Source organism: Acidobacteriota bacterium (assembly GCA_003225175.1).
Taxonomy (GTDB): domain Bacteria; phylum Acidobacteriota; class Terriglobia; order Terriglobales; family Acidobacteriaceae; genus Gp1-AA112.
The window spans coordinates 1-20,254 of sequence record QIBA01000031.1 but is presented as its reverse complement, the minus strand read 5'-3'; the positions used below and the strand labels follow the sequence as shown (position 1 = coordinate 20,254).

Below are 20,254 nucleotides of genomic sequence, written 5' to 3'. Positions count from 1 at the left end.
TGTGCGGATTCAGGTTTGACGCTGTACATATAATTTTTCCGCACCTTCTTCAGCCTGCAGTAGTGAAACAGTGATGTCCGGCCCCATCACGGTGAAGAGCACGCCGATTTCGGTCATGGTCCTGACGGTGTTGTTCCTGGGGGCTACGAGCGCATTGCGCGCTGATTCCGGGAAGTCCGCGTCGAGCCAGAGAGATCAAAAAATCCTCCAGGTTCAGCAGCTGATAGAAGATCACAACCTGGCCGAGGCTCGCCGCCTGATTTCGACCGCCATAAAGCAATTTCCGCGAGATCCTGGATTCGACAACTTGCTTGGCGTCATCGCGGCGCAAGAAGGGAAGTACGAGGAAGCTGAGAGCAGCTTCGATCGTGCTGTGAAGCGTGAGCCAAAATTCACAGGCGCTTACCTGAATCTTGGGAGACTCTATCAGGAGAACTCCGGCGCAGACAGACAGGCAGGACAGAAAGCTTTGCAGGTTTACGCTCACGTACTTGCCTATGATCCGGAGAACTCAGAGGCGAATTATCAGAGCGCGCTGCTTCTACTGCAGCAGAATGCTTACCGGAATTCACTGCGGTACCTCGACCGGTTACCGGCGGAGATACAAACTCGGTCACAAGCTCTTGCCATCGCTTGCGCGGACTATTCCGCGTTGGGTGATCGGACTCGCTCTGATGGGGCCGCAGCGCGCCTGAGTTCTGCAGCGGATTTTTCCGAGTTAGACATGCGCCAGATGTTGGTGCCACTGCAAGCAGGAAAGCGCGACGATCTGATGGTTTCTCTGCTGCAAAATCTCAATACTCGTCAAGCCCTGTCAGTCGAGATGCGTCACACGTTGGGACTGGCTTATGAGCGCACACATCAACTGGCGGAAGCCCGGGCCGCTCTGGAACATGCCGTAACAAGGGAAACGCTCTCGGTCGCGCTCTTGCTGGATCTTGCACGAGTCGCGTACGAGCAACATGATTTTCAGGGTTCTCTGGGCTATTTGGCACACGCGCAGGACCTGGAACCGAAAAACGCCAGCCTCTACTACTACTTTGGATTCGTCTGCGTTGACCTGAATCTCATCGCTGAAGCCCGCAATGCATTTGAGAAGGCGGTTAAACTCGATCCGAAAAATCCCAATTACAACTATGCGATGGGAGCGGCCTCGGCTTTTCGCCATGATCCCGCCGAAGCCGTTCCTTATTTCCAAAAATATTTGAAGTTGAGGCCGCAAGATCCTCGAGGAAAGCTCGCTCTCGGCGCGGCTCTCTTCCGAGCAAAAGATTATGACGCCGCCGATCCCTGGTTGCGAGAAGCTGTCAAGACTCCGCCAACAGCCAGTACAGCGCATTATTATCTTGGCTGCATTGCTATACAGGAAGGCCGTCTCGATGAGGCTCACAGCGAATTAGAAGAAGCGTTGAAAGGGAACGCCAAATACGCAGACGCTTGGGCGGAGCTTGGGCAGTACCACCTCGTGCAAAAAGACTACGGAGAGGCTGGCAAAGACATCCGACAAGCCCTCGAGATCAATCCCGACCACTACGCCGCCAACTTCTATCTGTTGAACCTCTACACACGTACCCGTGATCCACAACGTGAAGCCCAGGCCAGGCGCTTTGAAGAACTCAAGAAGCTGCTCGACGAAAAAACACGCGAATTCCTGCGCATCGTTGAGGTGCGCCCCTTCGAGGAGCCTTGACTCCTACCCTACGCATTTCGTGTCGCGCCCATTGTTTTTGCCAATCTGCGTGGCTGCTCATGGTCGCTCTCGTACTGTGCTCCGAGTGCCTTGGGCAAGTGTCAGCTGTCAAGGAATGTACGGGAGCCTTCTACCGCGGAGACTATGCCCGGACGATCCAATTGGCGGAAAAGCATCTTCGAACTTATCCTGGCGACGCTCCAGTACGCGTGATGCTCGCGCGGGCTGAACTCGCTGAGGGGAAGTTCGTGAGAGCAGTCGAAGAACTTCGACGGACACTCGCATCCGATCCGCACAACATTGACGCGCTCTATTACCTCGGATTGACTGCGAAGGAGCTCTCGCAGCGGGAGTATCAGAGACTATTCGCGCTGAATCCCAATTCTGATCGCGTCCATCAACTTCTCGGTGAAGCGGCGCTGGCGGCCGAGAATCATGCTGAGGCGGAGGCGGAATTCCTGAATGCTTTGAAGGCAAATCCTCGATCGGTGGAGGCGGCAACGGAACTGGCTGAGCTGAAGCGCTCGCAATCCAAGTTTGACGAGGCGCTCAGGTTCTACGTGCAGGCCGAGCAGTCGGGAGCACTGAGTTATGAAGTCGCTTATGGAATAGGTGCTTGCTATACATACAAGCAGGATTACCCACAGGCAGTTCAATGGCTGCGGAAAGCGGTTTCGCTGGCTCCAAACGCTGCGGCCGGCCGCTTCGCTCTCGGCAACGCACTATTTCAGGGCGGTCAACTGGAGAGCGCTATTCCGGAACTGAAAGCGTCGCTAAGGCTCGAGCCACAAATGAAGCAGGGTTATTTTCTGCTGGGACGCGCATATTCAAAGCTCGGTCGTGAGCAAGAGGCCAAAGCCGCGTTCAAGAAACTTGAGGAACTGAACCGCTCGGAAGTCCCGAATCAGGACAAAGCTCCATCTGTAGCAAAGCAGCCGGAACCGGAGACGCATTGAGCAGGCTTATCGTCGTGACGCTCGTTCTAGCGACGTTGTGCTGCCCTGTTTTTCCTCAGGAGATCGAAAGCCGCAAACCACAACAGCCAGAATCGACGGGAGTTTCTACCGGCACCCCTCATCCAGCCATTAAAGACACGCAGTCGCGTCCGATCACCGCAGGTGGGTTCGTCACTGACGCCCCTATCGTATTTCTCAATGCAACCAAAGATGCAGGACTCGATAAATTTCAACATCGTTCCGGAGGAACAGAGAAGAAGAGAATCCTGGAAACTCCTGGTTCAGGCGTCGCCCTGCTGGATTACGACAATGATGGCTGGCTCGACATTTATCTGCTTAATGGTTCCACGTTTGCTGCATTGAAGGGCAAGGAATTAGCTCCGAAGGCGATGCTGTTCCACAACAATCACGATGGAACCTTCACCGACGTTACAGCCAAAGCGGGGGTCGCCAACGAACGATGGGGATTTGGCGTGGCCGTCGCGGACTACGATAACGACGGCTGGTCAGACATCTATGTCGCGAACTACGGTAAGAACCGTCTATATCACAACAATCACAATGGAACCTTTACCGACGTGACTGAGAAAGCGGGCGTTGCTCTCGGAGGGTGGTCGACCGGACCCACTTGGGGTGACTACGACCACGATGGCCTGCTGGATCTGTTTGTTCCTGGCTATGTGAAGTTTGATTCCGATCATCCGCCCATTCCGGGACAAGCCGGCATTCCAGCAAGTGCGTGCCAGTTCCGCGGCGTTACTTCGATGTGTGGTCCGCGCGGTCTGCCCGGCGAGAGCGATCACCTCTTCCACAACAACGGTGATGGCACATTTACAGACGTGAGTAAAAAGGCTGGAGTCTCCGATCCGCAGGGCTATTATGGCCTCGCCTCGGTCTTTGTGGATCTGGACGACGATGGTTGGCTCGATCTCGTTGTGGCGAACGACTCAGTTCCCCGATACCTCTACCGCAATCGTCATGATGGGACTTTTGAAGACATGAGCTACCTGTCTGGTTTTGCGCTCACCGATACGGGACTCGCTCAAGCCTCTATGGGCATTGCAGTCGGTGACTACAATCGCGACGGCAAAGCGGATCTCTATGTGACTGTGTTTTCGGATGACTACAATACACTTTACCGTAACGACGGCAATATGACGTTCTCTGAGGTAACGTTCCAAACTGGGCTGGGTAGCGCGACTATACCCTTTCTGGGCTGGGGAACAGGCTTCATCGACTTTGACAATGACGGACTGCTGGATCTCTTCGTAGCTAACGGCCACGTGTATCCCTGGGTAGATCAACGTGATTGGGGAACAACGTGGGCGCAGCGGCCATTGCTGTTTCGCAGCATCGACGCAAAGAAGTTCATGGAGGTATCTCCCGCAACCGGAAGCGGACTCGCAGATGTGATTCCAGCACGGGGAGCCGCTTTTGGCGACATCTTCAATGATGGTCACATTGACGTAATGCTGAACAACATGGACACTGCTCCGACTCTCCTGCGCAATGTGGTAGAGAATGACAACCACTGGATTGCTTTCAAGCTAGTCGGAGGTGCTAAGAGTCCACGCGACGCTGTCGGAGCAAGGGTCTTCGTAACCGCAAGTGCTATCAGGCAACGCGGCGACGTGATCAGCGGAGGTAGCTACGGCTCAACTTCCGATCAACGCATTCACTTTGGCTTGGGGCCAGCTACAAAGGTGGACAAGGTTGAGATCTATTGGCCGAGTGGCAGGAGGGAAGAAATAGGGGCTTTCGAAGTCAATCGTTTCTTTACCGTTGTCGAAGGGCAAGGAGTGCTCAATCAGTAGCTCCGGAAGTTGCGCCAGCTTGATCACGAGGGTCTTGCAAACTCTCGCTCGGCTCAGGTCGTTTCTCTTCCTGTTCTTCTCGGAGGCCCTTTGCCTGCTCGCGTGTTCCTGTTTTGGTTTTTCACAGGCGGCGCCGCACACTTCCGATCCTTTCTTGCATTTCCGTCCGCGAATGGAGATGCCCGGTGAACAGTTTGTCGGACGTGAAGTGTGCGCCGGATGTCACGCTCAAAAGTCCCGCTCTCATACTGCAATGGAACATGCGCTGCTCAAGCCCGAAGCCAGCGCTGTGCTTAAATCTCATCCCCGAATGCAGTTCAGCTTCGAAAAATACTCTTACGAGATCTCATATGCGGATGGCAAGGCTTTTTTCTGGGTCACAGATGGGGAGAACACCATAATTGAGCCCGTCCTGTACGCATTTGGGAATGGCTATGTCGCACAGACCTACGTTTTGCAGCACCACGGCAAGCTCTACGAGGGTCGGGTGAGCTACTACTCCCGCATTGATCGCCTGGATTGGACCATCGGAGATGTCCAGAGCTCTGCGCCAACTCTCGAAGAAGCATTCGGTCGTGACATCAACAGCGATGAAGCGCGGAACTGCTTCAGCTGCCATGGAACCGGAGCGCTTGTGGATAAGAAACTAAATCTTGAGCATCTGATGCCCGGTGTCTCCTGTGAAGCATGTCACGGACCGGGGGCAACCCACGTTGTCGCGATGCGCACTGGCAGCGGGGACGGTACGTATATTTTCAATCCCAAAAACGTCGATCCAGACACTTTATCGCAGCAATTCTGCGGAGCTTGCCACCGCAGCGCTGACACTGTCGGAATGATGCCCGATTTGGGAGGCATCAATAATGTGCGCTTTCAGCCTTACCGTATGGCAAGCAGCCGTGGCCACAGCACGAGCGATCCGCATTTTGCCTGCACAGCCTGCCATGATCCTCATGTCGATCTAAACAAGGACGCTGTCGCCTACGACGCAAACTGCTCGAGTTGTCATTCCGTCCGTAGGACTGCCGTCAGCGCAGCAAATCAATCTTCCAAATCGGCAGGTAAACGATCGCCTGCAAGCGACCTCGCGAGAGCATGTCCTGTAGGGAAAGACGGATGCGTGAGCTGTCACATGCCGAAGGTGGAATTACCTGGCGCACACTTTCAGTTCACGGACCACCGCATCCGCGTTGCACGTCCTGGCGAGAAGTATCCGGTCTAGTCATCGATTTACAAACCAAAAACAAAGCCGATTTGGTTCGAGCCCGAGCAGCCGACATCGGATCTTTACTTAATGCCGGCGCCTTCCACGATTGTGATGTATCGATCAATGGGAACATCTGTGAACGTTTCCACGCGGCCGCTGGGTTGCGGCCATCGGATGTCGAGCCTATCGATCTTCGTGCGCTTGCCGATGCCCAGCACTTCACGCGGGTCGTGGGATGACAGATAACTGCCCCCACCGACTTTTAATCTGCTGCGTTTTAAGTCGCCTGCCTGCCACGTAATTCTTGCGCCGATCGCGTCCGGGTTCACCTTCTTACCGATGAGGCGCACACCCAGCCAGTGATTGCCAGCTGCCGCGGTGTTTCTCAACAAAAGCGGGGGCCCATCATTCACTGCCACCACAACATCCACCGCGCCGTCATTGTTGAAGTCGCCGATCGCCATGCCACGGGCGGCGAAACTCTGAGTGAAAGCTGGACCAGCATTGGCGCTTACATTCTCAAGATCCTTCCCATTGTTGCGGAAAAGCAGCAGCGGCTCTCGGTAGGTCACGTGCGTGGAGTGCTGCTCGATCTTGTCATCAGGATGACCGTTGGCAATGAACAAATCGACGTTCCCGTCGTTGTCATAATCGAAAAACTTCAGGCCCCAGCCGCTCATCAGCCGCGTCAAACGTCCAAGGCCCATCGGTCCGGCGAGATCATCGAAAGTAAGGTCGTGACTGTTGTGGTAGATCGAATACATTTCCTGATCGACGTTTGTGACGAATAGGTCTTGCCAACCGTCCTGGTCGAAGTCTGCCGAATCTACTCCCATTCCGGAACGCGTGCGACCATCCTGGCTATACCCAACTCCCGCCTCGAGTCCCATTTCCTGAAACTTGCTGTTACCTTTATTCACGAAGAGGAAGTTCGCAACTGTGTCGTTGGCCACAAACAGATCTATCAAACCATCATTGTTCACGTCAGTAGCAACCACTCCCCACGCTTTTCCCGGGACTTTGCCGATACCTGACTCAAGACTCACATCCGTGAAAGTGCCGTCGCCGTTGTTGTGGAACAGCCAGCTGCGAGCAGGTTCATACGCATTCGGTATGCAATAGTAGCGCTCGCCAGTGTGCTCGTTGCCGCAAAATTTGTTTTTGGACTTGTCGAAATCCACGAAACGACACACGAAGAGATCCAACTTCCCATCATTGTCGTAGTCGAACCACACCGCACTGGATGCCCAGCCCGGAGCCGTTACACCGGCCTTTTCGGTCACGTCCGTGAACGTTCCGTCGCGATTGTTGCGATAGAGAATGCTGCGCCCGTATTGGCTCACGTATAGATCTGGCCATCCGTCCGCATCGTAGTCCCCAACGGCAACTCCCATGCCATATCCGCCTGCCGCTACGCCAGCCTTTTCGGTCACATCGGTGAAGGTCCCGTTTCGGTTGTTGCGGTAGAGCGCATTGCGAAGCGGAGGATCCGGTGCGAAGAAATCGCACTTTCCGCTGTTTACGAGATAGATGTCCATCCAGCCATCATTGTCGTAGTCGAGGAATGCGCAGCCTGCTCCCGTAGTCTCGGGCAAATAGTATTGCTGTGACCGGCCGTTCACGTGCCGCCAATTGATCCCGCTGATTGTAGATGGGACTTCCTCGAACAGCCCTCTGCCTTTGGCTGGTAGTAAAAAATTTGAGTTGGTGGATGCGTTCCAGGATGAGAACTGCATCTCAGCAAGGCTAGCGCAGCATCCTGCAGCAGCAAATGAGAGGGCCGCCAAGACTTTGCGGCGCGTTAGTTCGGACATTAGAACGCTTTCGAATGAAGTTTAGTCGAAGATGCGATAAACGTGTGCGTCTGCAATAAATAAGCCCGCTGGAAGAAGAGTTGGGTTGTCCCCCGCTATGTTTTGTCCATGAGTTCCCTTTCTAGTCGGCCACATGCGCAAAATGACCGTCACTAACCGTTCGAGGATAAAGATCAATTAACTCTTCCAGCCTTCTTTGATTTGCGCGACTTGGCTCAGATCCAATTCCCATTTTTGGATATTTGTCTTCAGCTAACGGAGTACATCTCAGCAAAATCGAGGGGCAGGCCCTCCGCTTACATTGCTGCCCATCCAGATTGACGGGCCTGTGGCCACGTCTTTGTAATTCAAGAGCAATCGCGAGATAGGGATGCAGATCCCCAAGCGTCCCATGGGTGGTCAGGATAACGCGTTTGCCACACCCACGGCTCACCTTGTCACCTTCGCTCTCCTTGAACGCTCACCATCCTCTAACAGCAAGTGCCAATGAGTTGTGTATTTCTCGTCAATTTTCATTGATTTAAAGCACATCGGCGAATTCTCAGTACGCTTTGATTGCTATGCACACCAACCCCGCCACCGCCACCACTAGCGCAATCACGAACGTATGACATCCGTGCCGATGTACGTCTAAGACTTGTAGACACTGCGGATCAGTCGCGAAGCGCGTTCCGCCCAAGACTGCCCACACCGCGGCAGAGGTCCACCCTGCCCATCGCTCGCCACGACGTAGCGGGATCAGAGCCAGCACAACGCCGACAAAGGCGAGTGAGAAGATGAGCGCATTCTCCCACGCTGCGGCGCCAGGCTGCGCGGCGGGCATTGCTATTCCAGGCATGACATGCTCGCTGACAAACGGACGGCCGTGCAGCAACCGCGCAATTCGCCCGTTGACGAGCACGAAATAGCTCAGGGTCAGCAGGACGACAGAAGCTTTACGCATGGCAGTTAATCCTATCTCAGCCTCGGGGAGGCAGTTTAGCAGCTATCCGCATTTAGTAAGAAGCGGCATTTACAAATATGAGCATGCTCATGATAATAATGAGTATACTCATCTATTGTGACACGAGAAAAGCCGAGGTCAAGAAAGGCGCGATCGCGACGTCGACCCAAACGTCAAACTGGCAAGCGGGCTGAGACTAAGGCTGCAACTCAGCGGAAGATTCTGCAGGCGACTCTGCGGCTGTTTCAACGGCGGGGCTTCGACGCGACCACCACCAAACAGATCGCGCGTGCGGCAGGGATCGCCGAAGGCACCATTTTTAACTACTTCCGGACGAAAGAGGAGATTGCACTATTCTTTTTCGAGGAAGAAGTGGAGCACGCGATCACTGCGGTCCGCGCAAACAGGCGCCTCGCCCGTGCACGACTGGACGAGAAACTCTTTGCGCTTCTGCAGTACCAGTTTGAGTATCTGGCAAAGCACGAGCGATTTATATGGGCTGCGCTGTTAGAGGCGCTGCGGCCGGGTTCGCCGCTTGCGTTCAGCGCGCGGGCTCTGTCGATGCGAGCACGCTATCTTGGTTTCGTTGAAGAGTTGATTGCGTCATCGCTGCGTCGCCGGAACCGCACGCCGGTACAGGCCTGGGCGGCGCAAGCGTTCTGGATCTACTACCTGGGCGCGCTCCTCTATTGGCTGAATGACAAGTCACCCGGAAAACAAAACACGATCGCATTCGTCGATCGGTCATTGAAGGCCGGGGTGGCGCTGTTCGTTCCGGGGGCTTGATGGCGAAGAACCGAGAGGCGGTCAAACGGGCGCTCCAAATGGCTAGCATGACCGCCGGCGTGACCGGCAGCTATCTCGGGTATTTCGCGCAAAGAATCTTTCTGGATGAAAACGCCCGGCAGCGGGCGTTGAAGCAAACGCACGCGAAGGCCGGCCGGCGCATGACGGCTCGGATGGCAAAGCTTCGCGGGCCAGCAATGAAGCTTGGACAAACGTTGAGCTTGCAGGCCGGGCTCTTGCCTGATGAGGCGCTCGCCGAGCTAACGTCATTACAGATGAGCGCGCCACCTATGCATGCATCTCTCGTGCGTGCGATGTTCCGCGCCGAATTTTCTCGCGAACCAGAGCAGATGTTCAAGCAGTTCGCGATAGAGCCGTTCGCGGCAGCCTCACTCGGCCAAGTCCATAAGGCGGTAACGAAGAATGGGCAGGCGGTCGCGGTGAAAGTGCAGTATCCAGCGATCCGCGAGGCGATCAAGGCCGATTTTAGCTGGTTTCGGACGGCATCGAAGCCAGCGCAGTGGTCGAAGCATCTGCCTCCGGAAGTGCTGGATGAGCTTGAGCGTCAATTCCTAGAGGAGACTGATTACCGTGTCGAGGCAAATAACACTGCATTCTTGCGGAAGAAGTTGAAGCCGCTGCTCTATGTCGAGGTTCCGCAGATTTTTCCGGACTATTCGAGCGAGCGCGTATTGACTATGTCTCTACTTCAGGGCATGCACTTAGACACCTTTCTCGCGACAAAGCCGTCACAAGCGCTGAGGGACAAAATAGGTGAACGAGTGTTCGAGCTCTACTATTTTCAAGTGCTGAAAGTAGAGGCGTTTCACGCTGATCCCCACTGGGGAAACTATCTATTCCGCAGCGACGGCACGATCGGGCTCGTGGATTTCGGATGCGTAAAGCGGCTGAGTCCGGAATTCGCGGCGAACCTCAGGGCGATGTACTTGTATCCAGGCAGCTCTGAGTCCGCGGGATTTCAGCGGCTCCTCGAGCAGCGCTATCGGATGTTCGGCAATCGGTTGAACCAGTCCACCAGGCGCGCGCTGGTGCGATTTGTCGAGACGTTCTATCGCAAGGTGTACCCTCCGGAGCGAGAGAAGGAACACCTCGCGATCGATTTCGCGGACGCAGCTTTCATCCGCGAATACATGCGGCAAGCGACCAATCTAGCTAACAGTCGCGGCGCCACTCCGGAATGTGTCTTTCTATCGCGTGCCGAAACGGGCTTATATCACTCGCTTCATCGGCTGCAAGCGCGCGTGCATACGAGCGCGATCGTTAGACGTTGGCAGTAATTCTTCATGGTGACGGGATGATTACGGGCCGGGATTGTGGTATTACTAAAGATCGGAACGCCACGATCCCGTGCTCCATAATCTCGGGGTTGGATTTGAGCATAGCGACCCAATCACCCTAACAATCGGTGACCGCTTTAGGCGACTTCGGCGAGCGATCCAGTCCGTAACAATCAGGTTGCCCCTCCTTAAACAACGCTTGCTTTTTATATAAACGCCATCTAATCTTTAGATGGTTAATCAAAATGCAAAGCCTTACACTCAAACTCAAGCAGGCCAGCGCTGTGCTGGGAGTGCCGCCAAAAGACCTTCAAAACTTGGTACAGCTGGGGGTCATCCGTCCTGCACGTCGCAACGCTGTATGCTGGTTTGACAGGAATCTCCTCTTAGAAGCGAAAGTGGCTTTTTATCTCAAGGAAACCCTCGGCAGTTCGAGTGATCTCCTGGCCAGATTCACCGAGGTACTTTCGAAGAATCTCGGCAAATCCAAAATGGGCGATTTGGGGGACATCTGCCTTCGCTCTCGTCCGCTTAACGGTACCGATGCCGTGGAAATTAAGATTCCGGTTCGCTCCTTGGCACGGGAATTGGAAAAACAGATTCCTCTGGCGTCGGCTTACAAGGATCTTCCCAAGGGCCGAAAGAGGGCTGGATGGAGGAAGGATTTCTTGCGGAGTGTTCAGAAGGCCGCCGCCGACCTGCGCGACATCTCGGAAGAAGAGATTCTAAAAACCGTGCGTGAGAGCCGTTCGGCACGAAAGAAGCTGCCGGAGATCACCGTCGTTGCCCGCTCAAAAAAGCAAACGGCCTAGAGGCGTTGTCGATACGTCCGTTCTGGTGGCGGGAATTGCTGGATTCAGGTTTCCGGACATCGCTCCCAAGAATCCAAGCGCCAAACTGCTCCGGGACTGGATCGAAGGGACACGTTTGTCTGGCTGGTGAGTGATGAGATTCTTCTGGAATACAAACGAGTCTTGGGAAAGCTGGGTGTCCGGCGCCCACTCATTGGGAAAATAATCAATCTGCTGCGCGAGGAGACGGAACTTATTTCTACCTCTGGGCTGCCAGACATCTCTCCCGATCCGGGAGACGATCCCTTCTGCGCATGCGCTGAGAATGGCCGAGCCGATTTCATCGTGACGCTGAATCCGAAAGATTTCCCGCAATCGCGCTTATCAGCTCACGTGATTAAACCTGGCGAGCGCATTCCAACAACAGCACGCCGGAAACAACTCCGTGGGACTTAGCGCAGGAGAGGAAAATTCATGGTAGGAAACCTGTATCAATTACGCCGAATGGCACACCACTTAATCGCGTGATGATCGCCGCGAATAAGCTTCGGTTGAGATATCTGAGGGTCCGTTAAGGGTCCAATAAGACTTACCGAACGTTACCGAAAGCGACTTTAGGAGCCATCCGTATCACCTGGTTTCAGTAACTTACGTTACATCGCTGGACTGAGACGGAAAGAGCCAGCGCGACTGCGGCGGCGATTGTGATGAGTGAAGTCTTAACGGATTTCATTTCATTCTCCTTTATCAAATTCACGGTCTGTTTGTGCCTGACTATTCGTTGTCATTATTCTTATTGGATTGGTCATCTGTGTTCTTTTCGTTTCTCGATTTGCCACCCATGCCCCTCCCATCATGAACATCATGACCAGGCAGCACACCACGAGTGCCAACGCGATAATTCCCGCGCCAGACCACCATGACCTCACCTTGAAGGGCGAGTAATGTTCCACTAAGCGTTTGCGTTTTTCTTCTTCTTTCCGTCCACGGAACGGTGACCCTACGTCGTGGCCCATCTCTTGGCAGCCGTAACGGAACTCACGGTCACGGTGTCGCGACTGACGGAGCCTTTGACTGTCGCGCGCTGACCCGCCATCCTGTTCAGGTCGTCCTCATGGCCTTGCAGCGTGTACACCTTCTGCCCGACGACTAACGCATACTTCTGGCCGTGCTGGACGGTGTGTGGGTTGGATGCATTTGACAGTTCACCAGTTCTGGACATTAAGCCCGTATTTGCAGAGTTTGTTCCTGACAAGTCGCTTTCTCGGTCAGCCGGTGTGGTCGCACGAAATGATGTCGGACTATTTTCGAAAAAGCTGCTAACTCCCGAATAGATCCAGCGACCGGCACCGCCATGCCGCTGGCCAGAACGACTATTTCACGAGGTCTTCACGGCACGGCGACGCTGCTGCCCGATGCGTCGGTATTCTTTGCCGGAGAAAACCGGGAAGCGCTAGTTCAGAATAATGATCCATCGTATCCGCTCATCGCATCTTACGGCGTGCTGTCACAGGGCGATCCGGATCAGGGTGTGCCGGCCGTGCAAATCTTGTCACCACCGTACCTGTTTAATAAGAGCGGCACTTCGGCCACGAGACCGAATATTGTGGATGCTCCGAAAGAGATCTCGTATCGCGGGCATTTCGATATCACCTTTGCTGGCGATTCCGATGACATTGCTTCAGTCGTCATGCTGCGAAGCGATCACAATACTCATAGCTTCACGGGCGGTGATCGCTATGTGAAGCTAGCGTTCCGTCAAAAGGTTGCAGAGCGCAAACGGGAGCTGCGCGTGGTGACGCCAAAGCTGCCTGCGCAGGCTATTCCGGGCATATATATGCTTTTTGTGGTCGACCACAATGGTGTCCCCAGTGTCGGCAAAAAAATTGTGTTGCCGTCGGATACAGGAGACTAGCATCTAAGTTTGGCATTCAAATGAATGCAAGGAGGGTAACGTGAGGAAGAGATTCATCTCTGTAGCGGTTGTGGCGATTGTCGTGGGAGTGCTGACGGTGACCATGGTCAGCTACGCGGCGAGTGGCGGTGAAAATGAGAAACAAAACGTGAAAGCCGAGCCGTTGCGCGGTTTTCACGAAGCACCCAATGCCATTTTTTCGGACGGTAGCGGATCCTTCAGCGCAGAGATCAACGATGATGCGCAAGCTATCACTTATGAGCTGAAGTACAGCGGCTTGTCAACGCCTGCGCTCGCTGCTCATATCCATTTCGGGAACCGCTTCCAAGCGAGCGGTGTCTCAGCGTTCTTGTGTGGCGGCGGCAGTAAACCGCCCTGTCCGCCTGGAACCGCAACCGAGGCTACCGTTACGGGAACGATCACAGCCGCCGACGTTATAGGCCCGGTTAACCAGGGAATTGCACCCGGGCAGTTCGACAAGCTAGTTCGCGCGATTCGCGAAGGAGTGGCCTACGCGAATGTTCACACATCCACCTTTCCAAGCGGCGAGATTCGTGGGCAGATTAACGACCAGAACCAACGGCAGCAGTAGGGACATCAAGAACGTCGCAGCCCAGTGCGGATTGCTAACCCGCAGAGAAGGGCGCGAGTCTGATCGGCAGGAGGACGGAGATGACCCTACACTGGCATGAGAGGCCGACAATTGCTTCAAACCGGTTATCGGCACCCTCATTCGTAGTTGCTCTTGCGCTTTTTGGAGCCTTCTTTGTTCCTCCTGGCTCATTCGCTCAAAATTTCACGGAACCCTCGGAGTTGCCTTCCATCACCCTCATCTTCGGGGGACGACAGTTCACGACTGGCCGCTGAACGTCTTCAATGACAAAGATGCAGCGGACCAATTGTCGATACTTCGGGCCATAGCATCCAGTGATCTGCACAATTTGGTCTATCGCGCGAACTATCGGATCGTCCCCGCGGTGAAAGGATCAGACGCCGGGGCCAAGAATCCGGCCAATTCATGAGGCTGCCTGGTTATTGCAAGGTCACTTCCGAATAGCCGACCATCCTGAAGTAATCCAAGCACGAGAGCGAACGGCCGCTTCGTAAGGCGGTTCAATCATCGCACGCTTGCTGGAAGCGGCATTGATGAACGCTGCGATGGAACAAATTTGTTGTAGCGCGTACGCGCAATCATAAGGGCTGCAATCGCTGCAAGAATCGCGATGGCCGCGTATGTTCCGAGTCTTCGAAACCACGTACGACTCGCCCTCCTATTGCGTTGACAGCTTACTGGACCCAGGAATCTGTACCCCTTCCTGGGAACAGTCTCAATATAACGTGGGCTTTTCCCACTGTCGCCGAGAACTGATCGCAGGCGATTTATCAACACATCAACGCTGTGTTCGAGTTCCACGTTGCTGTCTGGCCAGAGGCGACCCTTTATCTCTTCTCGAGTAATCAACTCGCCCGAGCGTTCAACCAAAAGAGAGAGCAGGTCCAGGGCCTGTCCTGAAAGCCTTAGCCGTCGTCCCTTTCGGCCGAGTTTTCTCAACGTATCGTCAAGCTCAAAGTCGCCGAAGGCTCTTATCATTGCGGAAGCTTCCGTTCACAGCGCATCGCAGCGGCAGATTGTAGCTCACATGAGCATTTGAGAGGGCGATTTGAGGATATTTGAGTTGACCCTGCAAGCAGACCACGATGGTATTGACGCGGTGATAGTTCCCGAGAAGCGAGGGCCAGCTATCCGAACCGGAGCAGGGATGAAAAAACTTCCGCGAACAATATCGTCCGTATTATCCATATTCTTGGCCCTTGTATTTGTCGCCGTCGGTTTGTCGAAGCTCGAGGGATCATCTGCGACCCGGTGGGCTCAGAGATTCCTGCATTGGGGCTATCCGGCCGGTTCTCAATACGTCGTCGGGGCAATTGAAACCCTCGGCGGTATTGCAATAGTGATTCCTCGGTGGAGGAAAGCCGCCGCCGGGATACTGATAGTCGTAATGGCCGGTGCTCTTTACACTCACGCCCGTAATGGCGAGTTCCCGCGAGTGATCCCTCCTCTCGTCCTGGGCAGTCTGGCCTTCGTTGTTTTCTTTTTGCATTCTCGGGCAAGAGCTTCGAGCAAGTAGAGGAGAAGCAACTCTCCGTAGCCGGTTGAGCCCTGTTATCTCAGCATCATGATTGTTGCAAATCGAAAATCCATCCGTTGGTCAGATCGGCGAACTACGCCAGAGTGAACGGGCTACACAGAACTTACCAGTATGGGAATTCTGCTTCCGAGTTGCCGAGGATTTATTTGGAACCTGGGGCTTTGTCTTTCCGGGAATTTTTCTAGCCGTGGGTCAGGGTCGGGTTATCATTGCAGTTACTCATGTCTGAACTCATCTCGCGCTTTACGGCTCTTCCGGCTTACGGGATTGGAGCCTTGATTGTGCTGCTGCTATACGGGCTGCAATCCGAGATCCGCTTTGGTTCCCGCGCACGCAAGGTCCGCGCTGGCGAGTCGGATCGTAAGAGCACTCTTCTCGTTGCGGCCTCCTCCGCTGTCCCAGTGCTTGGTTTCGTACTGGCAATGAAAGCCGGCTCTCCGGCCGGTTCGATGTTGCTGCCGCAGTGGTTCCGTCACGCTCTCATACCAGGGCTGCCCGGGGTGGCTTGGATGGGAGTGGCTTTCGGGATCTGCGGTCTGGGGCTGCGATTGTGGGCAGTGCTTACTCTGCGGGATCGCTACACCAGAACGCTTCTTGTTCAAGATGAGCACTCCGTCGAGCGCGGTGGCCCTTACCAGTGGGTCCGGCATCCGGGCTACCTCGGATCCTTGCTTTGTCTCAACGGGATTGCAGTCGCATCGGGCAACTCTGTCACACTGCTTGCATCCCTTGCCACCACATGGGGAGCCTACAGCTATCGCATCAGGGTCGAAGACGCGATGCTGGTCGCCGCCTTCGGCCGCTTCTACGGCGAGTACCGCCGCCAGGTGCGAGCACTGGTGCCGTCCTTTCGCTCATCACCCCTCGCCAGTCGCTCGGGAGTCGACGCCTAACCCGCTCGTCGCAGGGGGCGCTGCCCGGCGTCGCAACCGCGGTCGCGGCGGGGTCAGTCGTTTGCGATTCCGCTCAGCAGTTCTCAGGGGTAGCGCCGCTGAACTCCTACGGTGTCAGACACTGCGAAAGTCCCTGACGAATAATAGACCCGGCTGTGATGCAGGAGTGAAAACCGAGATTCAGGATTTGTTCTGAGTACCTATTGGGCCACTACAATCCGTCTGTATGATGGGCTATCCGGACGTTACCAATATGGGAGCGCAACTTCTGGATTGCCGACAATTCGGGAGTTGTTGCACTTCGGCGAAGATGCTGAGTCCTGTCGCCGTCGCCTGAAAGCCGAGGAGTATCATGCGATAACCAATGCCTGAGTCCATTGATTGGCCCGCGATGCGCCAACCGCGTCGCCGCCGCTTCTTATTCATTCTCATTCTGGCAATCTTTGCAGGCATTGTCCTTGGCGGTCGCATGGCGTTGTCTTTTTGCGTCGACGCGCTCTGGTTCGGTTCGCTTGGTTACGGAGACGCATTTTGGACGACACTGAGAATTCAGTCGGGGGGCTTCACCGCATTTGCCGCGGCCACATTTCTTATTCTGTACGGATCGTTCTTAGCTCTGAAGCGAACACACCTTCCCAACTTGCCGAGTAGTCACACGATTTTCATCGCCGGAGAGCCCATAAGATTGTCGGTTGAGCCAGTCCTGCGCTTTGCTGGACTCGGCGTTTCGCTGGTTGTCGCCGCTGCGATTGGCGCCAGCATGATGATGGAGTGGCCGACGCTCGCGCTCTATTGGTACGCGCCACGCGTCACTGGCAACGTTATCGATCCCATCTTTGGCAAGCCCCTGAACTTCTATCTTTTTACTCTTCCAGCCTGGCAACTCGTCGTGGGCTGGCTGATGACGTTGTCGGCAATTACCTGCACGGTCGCCATTCTCTTCACCTTCATCACTAGAAGTACGCGCGCATTCGCCGGACGCCGCGCCGCCACTTACGCGCCGTTTTCCTGGCGCGGGCTGTCCATCACATTTGCATTCCTGTTGCTGATCGGTGCGATGCGTATCTATCTCGCCCGGTTTGAGCATCTGTTCGACGCTCACACCATCTTCGCCGGTGTCACCTATACCGACGCGCACGTCACCCTCGCGGGGATGCTCGTTGTCTGCGCGGCGCTAGGTCTCGGCGCGGCGATCGCTGTCGCCAACGCCGTGTCACTATCACGATTGCGCTGGCTGGTCGCAGCCATGGTTCCGGCCGCGCTGTGTTATCTCGGCGTGCAGTTTTTCGCGTGGTATGTGAGCAGCTTTATCGTGAAGCCGAACGAACTGGTTCGCGAGCACCCGTACATTGCCCACAACATCGATTTAACGCGGCAGGCATATGGATTGAATCAGATTTCGGAACGCGAATTTCCTGCGGAGACGACCGTCGAGGCAGCGGATCCGGCGACCAACCGGGCGACGCTGCAAAACATCCGGCTTTGGGATTGGCGAGCATTACAGGACACGCTGCGCCAAATACAGGAGATCCGCACCTACTACGACTTTCCCGATATTGATATTGATCGCTATGAGATCGATGGCACCATTCGCCAGGTCATGCTCGCCACGCGCGAGCTGAACGTCGAGAAGCTTCCGGAGAGCAGCCGCAACTGGATCAACGAGAAGCTGATCTACACCCACGGGTACGGCATCACGATGAATCCCGTAAATGGTTTCACCCCAGAAGGGCTGCCGACGCTGATCCTAAGCAATATGCCGGTCCAGAGTACGGTGCGCTCTCTGAGCGTGACGCGTCCGGAGGTCTACTTCGGTGAGCTGACCAACACCGACGTATATGTGAAGACACAGCAGAAGGAATTCAACTACCCGCAAGGCCAGACCAACAACCTCACGGCGTACGAAGGTAACGGTGGCATCGTTGTCGGCGGTTTTTTGCGTCGCTTTATTCTTGCGCTCGACCGTGGCGATATTGCGAAGCTGCCATTCAGCGACGACGTGAATAAGGACAGCCACCTCCTGATGCGGCGCAACGTGCGCCATCGGGTATCGGCATTAACGCCGTTCCTTACGTATGATCCGGATCCGTACATCGTGCTGGGCGATGATGGCCGGCTGTCGTGGATTATGGATGGGTTCACGACCTCAAATAACTATCCATACTCCAGCCATTACGATCTCGACGGCAATCCGATCAACTACATGCGGAACAGCGTCAAGGCGGTAATCGACGCCTACGATGGCACGACGACGTTTTACGTGTTTGACAAGGACGATCCGATCATCGCCGCGTACCGCCGTATCTTTCCTAACCTCTTTAAGGACGCGATGGTGATGCCGCCGGATCTTCGAAAGCACGTACGCTATCCAGAGCTGTTGCTCAAGTTGCAGGCGGCGGTATACGGCCTGTATCACATGACCAATCCGGAAGTGTTCTACAACCGTGAGGATCTATGGACGGTCGCCAGTGAAGTCGGGATGAACGCCAGCGGCGAGCAGGCGACGCTCCCGATGGAACCGAATTTCGTGCTGATGAGACTTCCGGGTGAAACCAGCGTCGAGTTCGTAGAGATCCTGCCATTTACCCCGGCCAACCGGAACAATCTGATTGGTTGGATTGCGGGCCGCAGCGACGGGGCACATTACGGCACTTCGGTGATCTATGACTTTCCCAAAACGAAACTTGTGGACGGACCGCTGCAGATCGAAGCGCGAATCGATCAGAACGCGCAGCTTTCGGGACAATTGAGTTTGTGGAACCAGCAAGGCTCGCACGTTCGTCGCGGAACCCTGCTTGTGATTCCTTCAGGACGCGCGCTGTTATATGCCGAACCGATTTACCTGCAGGCTGAGCGCAGCCCCATGCCGGAGCTGCGTCTGGTAGTACTTGCACTGCAGGACCGTCTCGCATACGGACCAACCTTCGAGTCGGCGATGGCAGCACTCTTTGGCGGAGCGGCATCCTCGGTAAGCCCGGCACCGGCTTCCGCCCAGCCTCTGCCCCGCGGTCCCGCGCCTGCATCCGAACACGCCGCGGATCTCAACGCACTCATCGCAGAAGCTGCGAAAGACCTGGCCGACTACCAGCGCCTGACGGCGGAAGGCAAGCTCGGCGAAGCAGGGCAGAAGCTGGAACAATTGAAACGCATACTCGAAGACCTCAATGCGCACCAGAAATGATTTCGCTGGCACCATCACTCACCTGCGGTCGCATTCGTTTTAGTGATCGGTACCGAGAAACGCGCTTGTGTTCACAAAACAAGATCATTTCCGAATGGCCGACGATTCAGGAACGCCGCAGAACGGATGCGACCAAATAGCGACTGCCCTTGGGGGAGATACCATTGAGGGGCGCGCAGGCATCATTTATCGCAACCATGAACGGTTGTGGGAACCGTACGTAATCCATACGCTTGGATCGGCGACTCCGTTCCCTTACACCTTCGATTTCGGGCCAATTACTCTAGCGCCGGGGCAGATGTTCGTAATGGCAGACAATCGTGACGTCAGCTACCATAGCCGCCAGCCGAAACACGGTCCTGTCAGTTTGAGTACAGAATCGGGAAAGCCTCTCTACTTCGTGTGGTCGCCAGATCACCGCCGGATCGGCAGAGCAGTGCGCTGATTGACCACAACGGGAAACAAATTCAGGGGGACAGACGAACGTTATCTATTGTGTAACACGATGCCGGAACGGGAAACGTCCCGTCCCCCGGTTTGGACCAAAAGGGGACGGTTTGAACTGCACCCATTATTTCCTCGGATCAGGCTGTTTGGATGCATAAGTGTGAATAAGAAGAAGGGCTCTCCCGAGGGCTACTCTGCCGGGTTCTATAAAAGGGCGGGTTCTATATAAGGCGATGTCAAGAGCAAACACCTCTCCCGAACAGATCGGAGAGGAGTTGCTTGGCATCGAGCCCTCTGTGGGATCTGCAGACTGCCGGTATGGACCTGGGCTGAGACTGCGAACATTCCGGTTTTGGTTCTGTCAGAGCT

General features: G+C 55.1%; 19 protein-coding genes. 14 read left to right on the top strand and 5 right to left on the bottom strand.

Annotation, left to right across the window (positions count from 1 at the left end; all coding sequences use genetic code 11):
• Positions 1-73 precede the first annotated feature (73 nt).
• Genes DMG62_03385 through DMG62_03370 form a run of 4 tightly spaced genes read left to right on the top strand, consistent with a single transcriptional unit; the run spans position 74 to position 5,682 of the window.
• Complete coding sequence (locus DMG62_03385; protein ID PYY24346.1) at positions 74-1,690, top strand: hypothetical protein; 1,617 nt, start codon at positions 74-76, stop codon at positions 1,688-1,690.
• A gap of 59 nt (positions 1,691-1,749) precedes the next feature.
• On the top strand, positions 1,750-2,646 hold the full coding sequence (locus DMG62_03380) for a hypothetical protein (protein PYY24345.1): 897 nt from the start codon (positions 1,750-1,752) through the stop codon (positions 2,644-2,646).
• Entirely contained in the window at positions 2,643-4,460 is a 1,818-nt protein-coding gene (locus DMG62_03375) for a CRTAC1 family protein (GenBank protein PYY24344.1), read from the top strand. The genes DMG62_03380 and DMG62_03375 overlap by 4 nt, the downstream gene beginning before the upstream one ends.
• Positions 4,461-4,479: 19 nt before the next feature.
• Positions 4,480-5,682: a hypothetical protein gene (locus tag DMG62_03370; protein PYY24343.1), complete on the top strand. Its 1,203-nt coding sequence runs from the start codon at positions 4,480-4,482 to the stop codon at positions 5,680-5,682.
• Between the two features lie 65 nt (positions 5,683-5,747).
• On the opposite strand, the gene DMG62_03365 is transcribed toward DMG62_03370, so the two are convergent.
• The 3 genes from DMG62_03365 to DMG62_03355 all read right to left on the bottom strand — a co-directional run bounded on the left by DMG62_03365 (position 5,748) and on the right by DMG62_03355 (position 8,424).
• A complete protein-coding gene (locus DMG62_03365; GenBank protein PYY24413.1) occupies positions 5,748-7,403 on the bottom strand; it encodes a CRTAC1 family protein in 1,656 nt (551 codons plus the stop codon).
• 199 nt (positions 7,404-7,602) lie between these two features.
• Positions 7,603-7,914 carry a hypothetical protein gene (locus tag DMG62_03360; GenBank protein ID PYY24342.1) on the bottom strand — a complete coding sequence of 104 codons (312 nt, stop codon included), beginning with the start codon at positions 7,912-7,914 and terminating at the stop codon, positions 7,603-7,605.
• A 108-nt stretch (positions 7,915-8,022) separates the two neighbouring features.
• A complete protein-coding gene (locus tag DMG62_03355) occupies positions 8,023-8,424 on the bottom strand; it encodes a hypothetical protein (protein ID PYY24341.1) in 402 nt (133 codons plus the stop codon).
• Positions 8,425-8,538: 114 nt separating this feature from the next.
• On the opposite strand from DMG62_03355, the gene DMG62_03350 reads away from it, so the two are divergent.
• From DMG62_03350 to DMG62_03335, 4 genes are all read left to right on the top strand, one after another.
• On the top strand, positions 8,539-9,210 hold the full coding sequence (locus tag DMG62_03350; GenBank protein ID PYY24340.1) for a hypothetical protein: 672 nt from the start codon (positions 8,539-8,541) through the stop codon (positions 9,208-9,210).
• The gene (locus DMG62_03345) at positions 9,210-10,508 is read left to right on the top strand and encodes a hypothetical protein (GenBank protein ID PYY24339.1); all 1,299 of its coding nucleotides are present in this window, start codon (positions 9,210-9,212) and stop codon (positions 10,506-10,508) included. Before DMG62_03350 ends, DMG62_03345 begins: the two co-directional genes overlap by 1 nt.
• Before the next feature lie 245 nt (positions 10,509-10,753).
• A complete protein-coding gene (locus DMG62_03340) occupies positions 10,754-11,320 on the top strand; it encodes a hypothetical protein (protein ID PYY24338.1) in 567 nt (188 codons plus the stop codon).
• Between the two features lie 42 nt (positions 11,321-11,362).
• Positions 11,363-11,755, top strand: a complete 393-nt coding sequence (locus DMG62_03335) for a hypothetical protein (GenBank protein ID PYY24337.1) — start codon at positions 11,363-11,365, stop codon at positions 11,753-11,755.
• Positions 11,756-12,299: 544 nt separating this feature from the next.
• Here the strand turns inward: DMG62_03335 and DMG62_03330 are convergent.
• On the bottom strand, positions 12,300-12,521 hold the full coding sequence (locus DMG62_03330) for a hypothetical protein (GenBank protein PYY24336.1): 222 nt from the start codon (positions 12,519-12,521) through the stop codon (positions 12,300-12,302).
• Between the two features lie 132 nt (positions 12,522-12,653).
• On the opposite strand from DMG62_03330, the gene DMG62_03325 reads away from it, so the two are divergent.
• Positions 12,654-13,214 (top strand): hypothetical protein, encoded by a 561-nt coding sequence (locus DMG62_03325; GenBank protein PYY24335.1) that lies wholly within the window; start codon positions 12,654-12,656, stop codon positions 13,212-13,214.
• Between the two features lie 40 nt (positions 13,215-13,254).
• Positions 13,255-13,806, top strand: a complete 552-nt coding sequence (locus DMG62_03320; protein PYY24334.1) for a hypothetical protein — start codon at positions 13,255-13,257, stop codon at positions 13,804-13,806.
• 525 nt (positions 13,807-14,331) lie between these two features.
• Here the strand turns inward: DMG62_03320 and DMG62_03315 are convergent.
• Entirely contained in the window at positions 14,332-14,805 is a 474-nt protein-coding gene (locus DMG62_03315; protein ID PYY24333.1) for a hypothetical protein, read from the bottom strand.
• Between the two features lie 70 nt (positions 14,806-14,875).
• Between DMG62_03315 and DMG62_03310 the strand changes: the two genes are divergently transcribed.
• The 4 genes from DMG62_03310 to DMG62_03295 all read left to right on the top strand — a co-directional run bounded on the left by DMG62_03310 (position 14,876) and on the right by DMG62_03295 (position 19,883).
• Entirely contained in the window at positions 14,876-15,343 is a 468-nt protein-coding gene (locus tag DMG62_03310) for a hypothetical protein (protein PYY24332.1), read from the top strand.
• Between the two features lie 242 nt (positions 15,344-15,585).
• Complete coding sequence (locus tag DMG62_03305; GenBank protein ID PYY24331.1) at positions 15,586-16,257, top strand: hypothetical protein; 672 nt, start codon at positions 15,586-15,588, stop codon at positions 16,255-16,257.
• A 364-nt stretch (positions 16,258-16,621) separates the two neighbouring features.
• Complete coding sequence (locus DMG62_03300) at positions 16,622-19,438, top strand: membrane protein (GenBank protein PYY24330.1); 2,817 nt, start codon at positions 16,622-16,624, stop codon at positions 19,436-19,438.
• Positions 19,439-19,505: 67 nt separating this feature from the next.
• A complete protein-coding gene (locus DMG62_03295; protein ID PYY24329.1) occupies positions 19,506-19,883 on the top strand; it encodes a hypothetical protein in 378 nt (125 codons plus the stop codon).
• Positions 19,884-20,254 lie beyond the last annotated feature (371 nt).

Coding starts and splice junctions, on each gene's coding strand:
- DMG62_03385 (PYY24346.1), top strand. CDS start 74: ATGTCCGGCCCCATCACGGTGAAGAGCACGCCGATTTCGGTCATGGTC.
- DMG62_03380 (PYY24345.1), top strand. CDS start 1,750: ATGGTCGCTCTCGTACTGTGCTCCGAGTGCCTTGGGCAAGTGTCAGCT.
- DMG62_03365 (PYY24413.1), bottom strand. CDS start 7,403: ATGCAGTTCTCATCCTGGAACGCATCCACCAACTCAAATTTTTTACTA.
- DMG62_03355 (PYY24341.1), bottom strand. CDS start 8,424: ATGCGTAAAGCTTCTGTCGTCCTGCTGACCCTGAGCTATTTCGTGCTC.
- DMG62_03345 (PYY24339.1), top strand. CDS start 9,210: ATGGCGAAGAACCGAGAGGCGGTCAAACGGGCGCTCCAAATGGCTAGC.
- DMG62_03340 (PYY24338.1), top strand. CDS start 10,754: ATGCAAAGCCTTACACTCAAACTCAAGCAGGCCAGCGCTGTGCTGGGA.
- DMG62_03330 (PYY24336.1), bottom strand. CDS start 12,521: ATGTCCAGAACTGGTGAACTGTCAAATGCATCCAACCCACACACCGTC.
- DMG62_03325 (PYY24335.1), top strand. CDS start 12,654: ATGCCGCTGGCCAGAACGACTATTTCACGAGGTCTTCACGGCACGGCG.
- DMG62_03315 (PYY24333.1), bottom strand. CDS start 14,805: ATGATAAGAGCCTTCGGCGACTTTGAGCTTGACGATACGTTGAGAAAA.
- DMG62_03305 (PYY24331.1), top strand. CDS start 15,586: ATGTCTGAACTCATCTCGCGCTTTACGGCTCTTCCGGCTTACGGGATT.
- DMG62_03300 (PYY24330.1), top strand. CDS start 16,622: ATGCCTGAGTCCATTGATTGGCCCGCGATGCGCCAACCGCGTCGCCGC.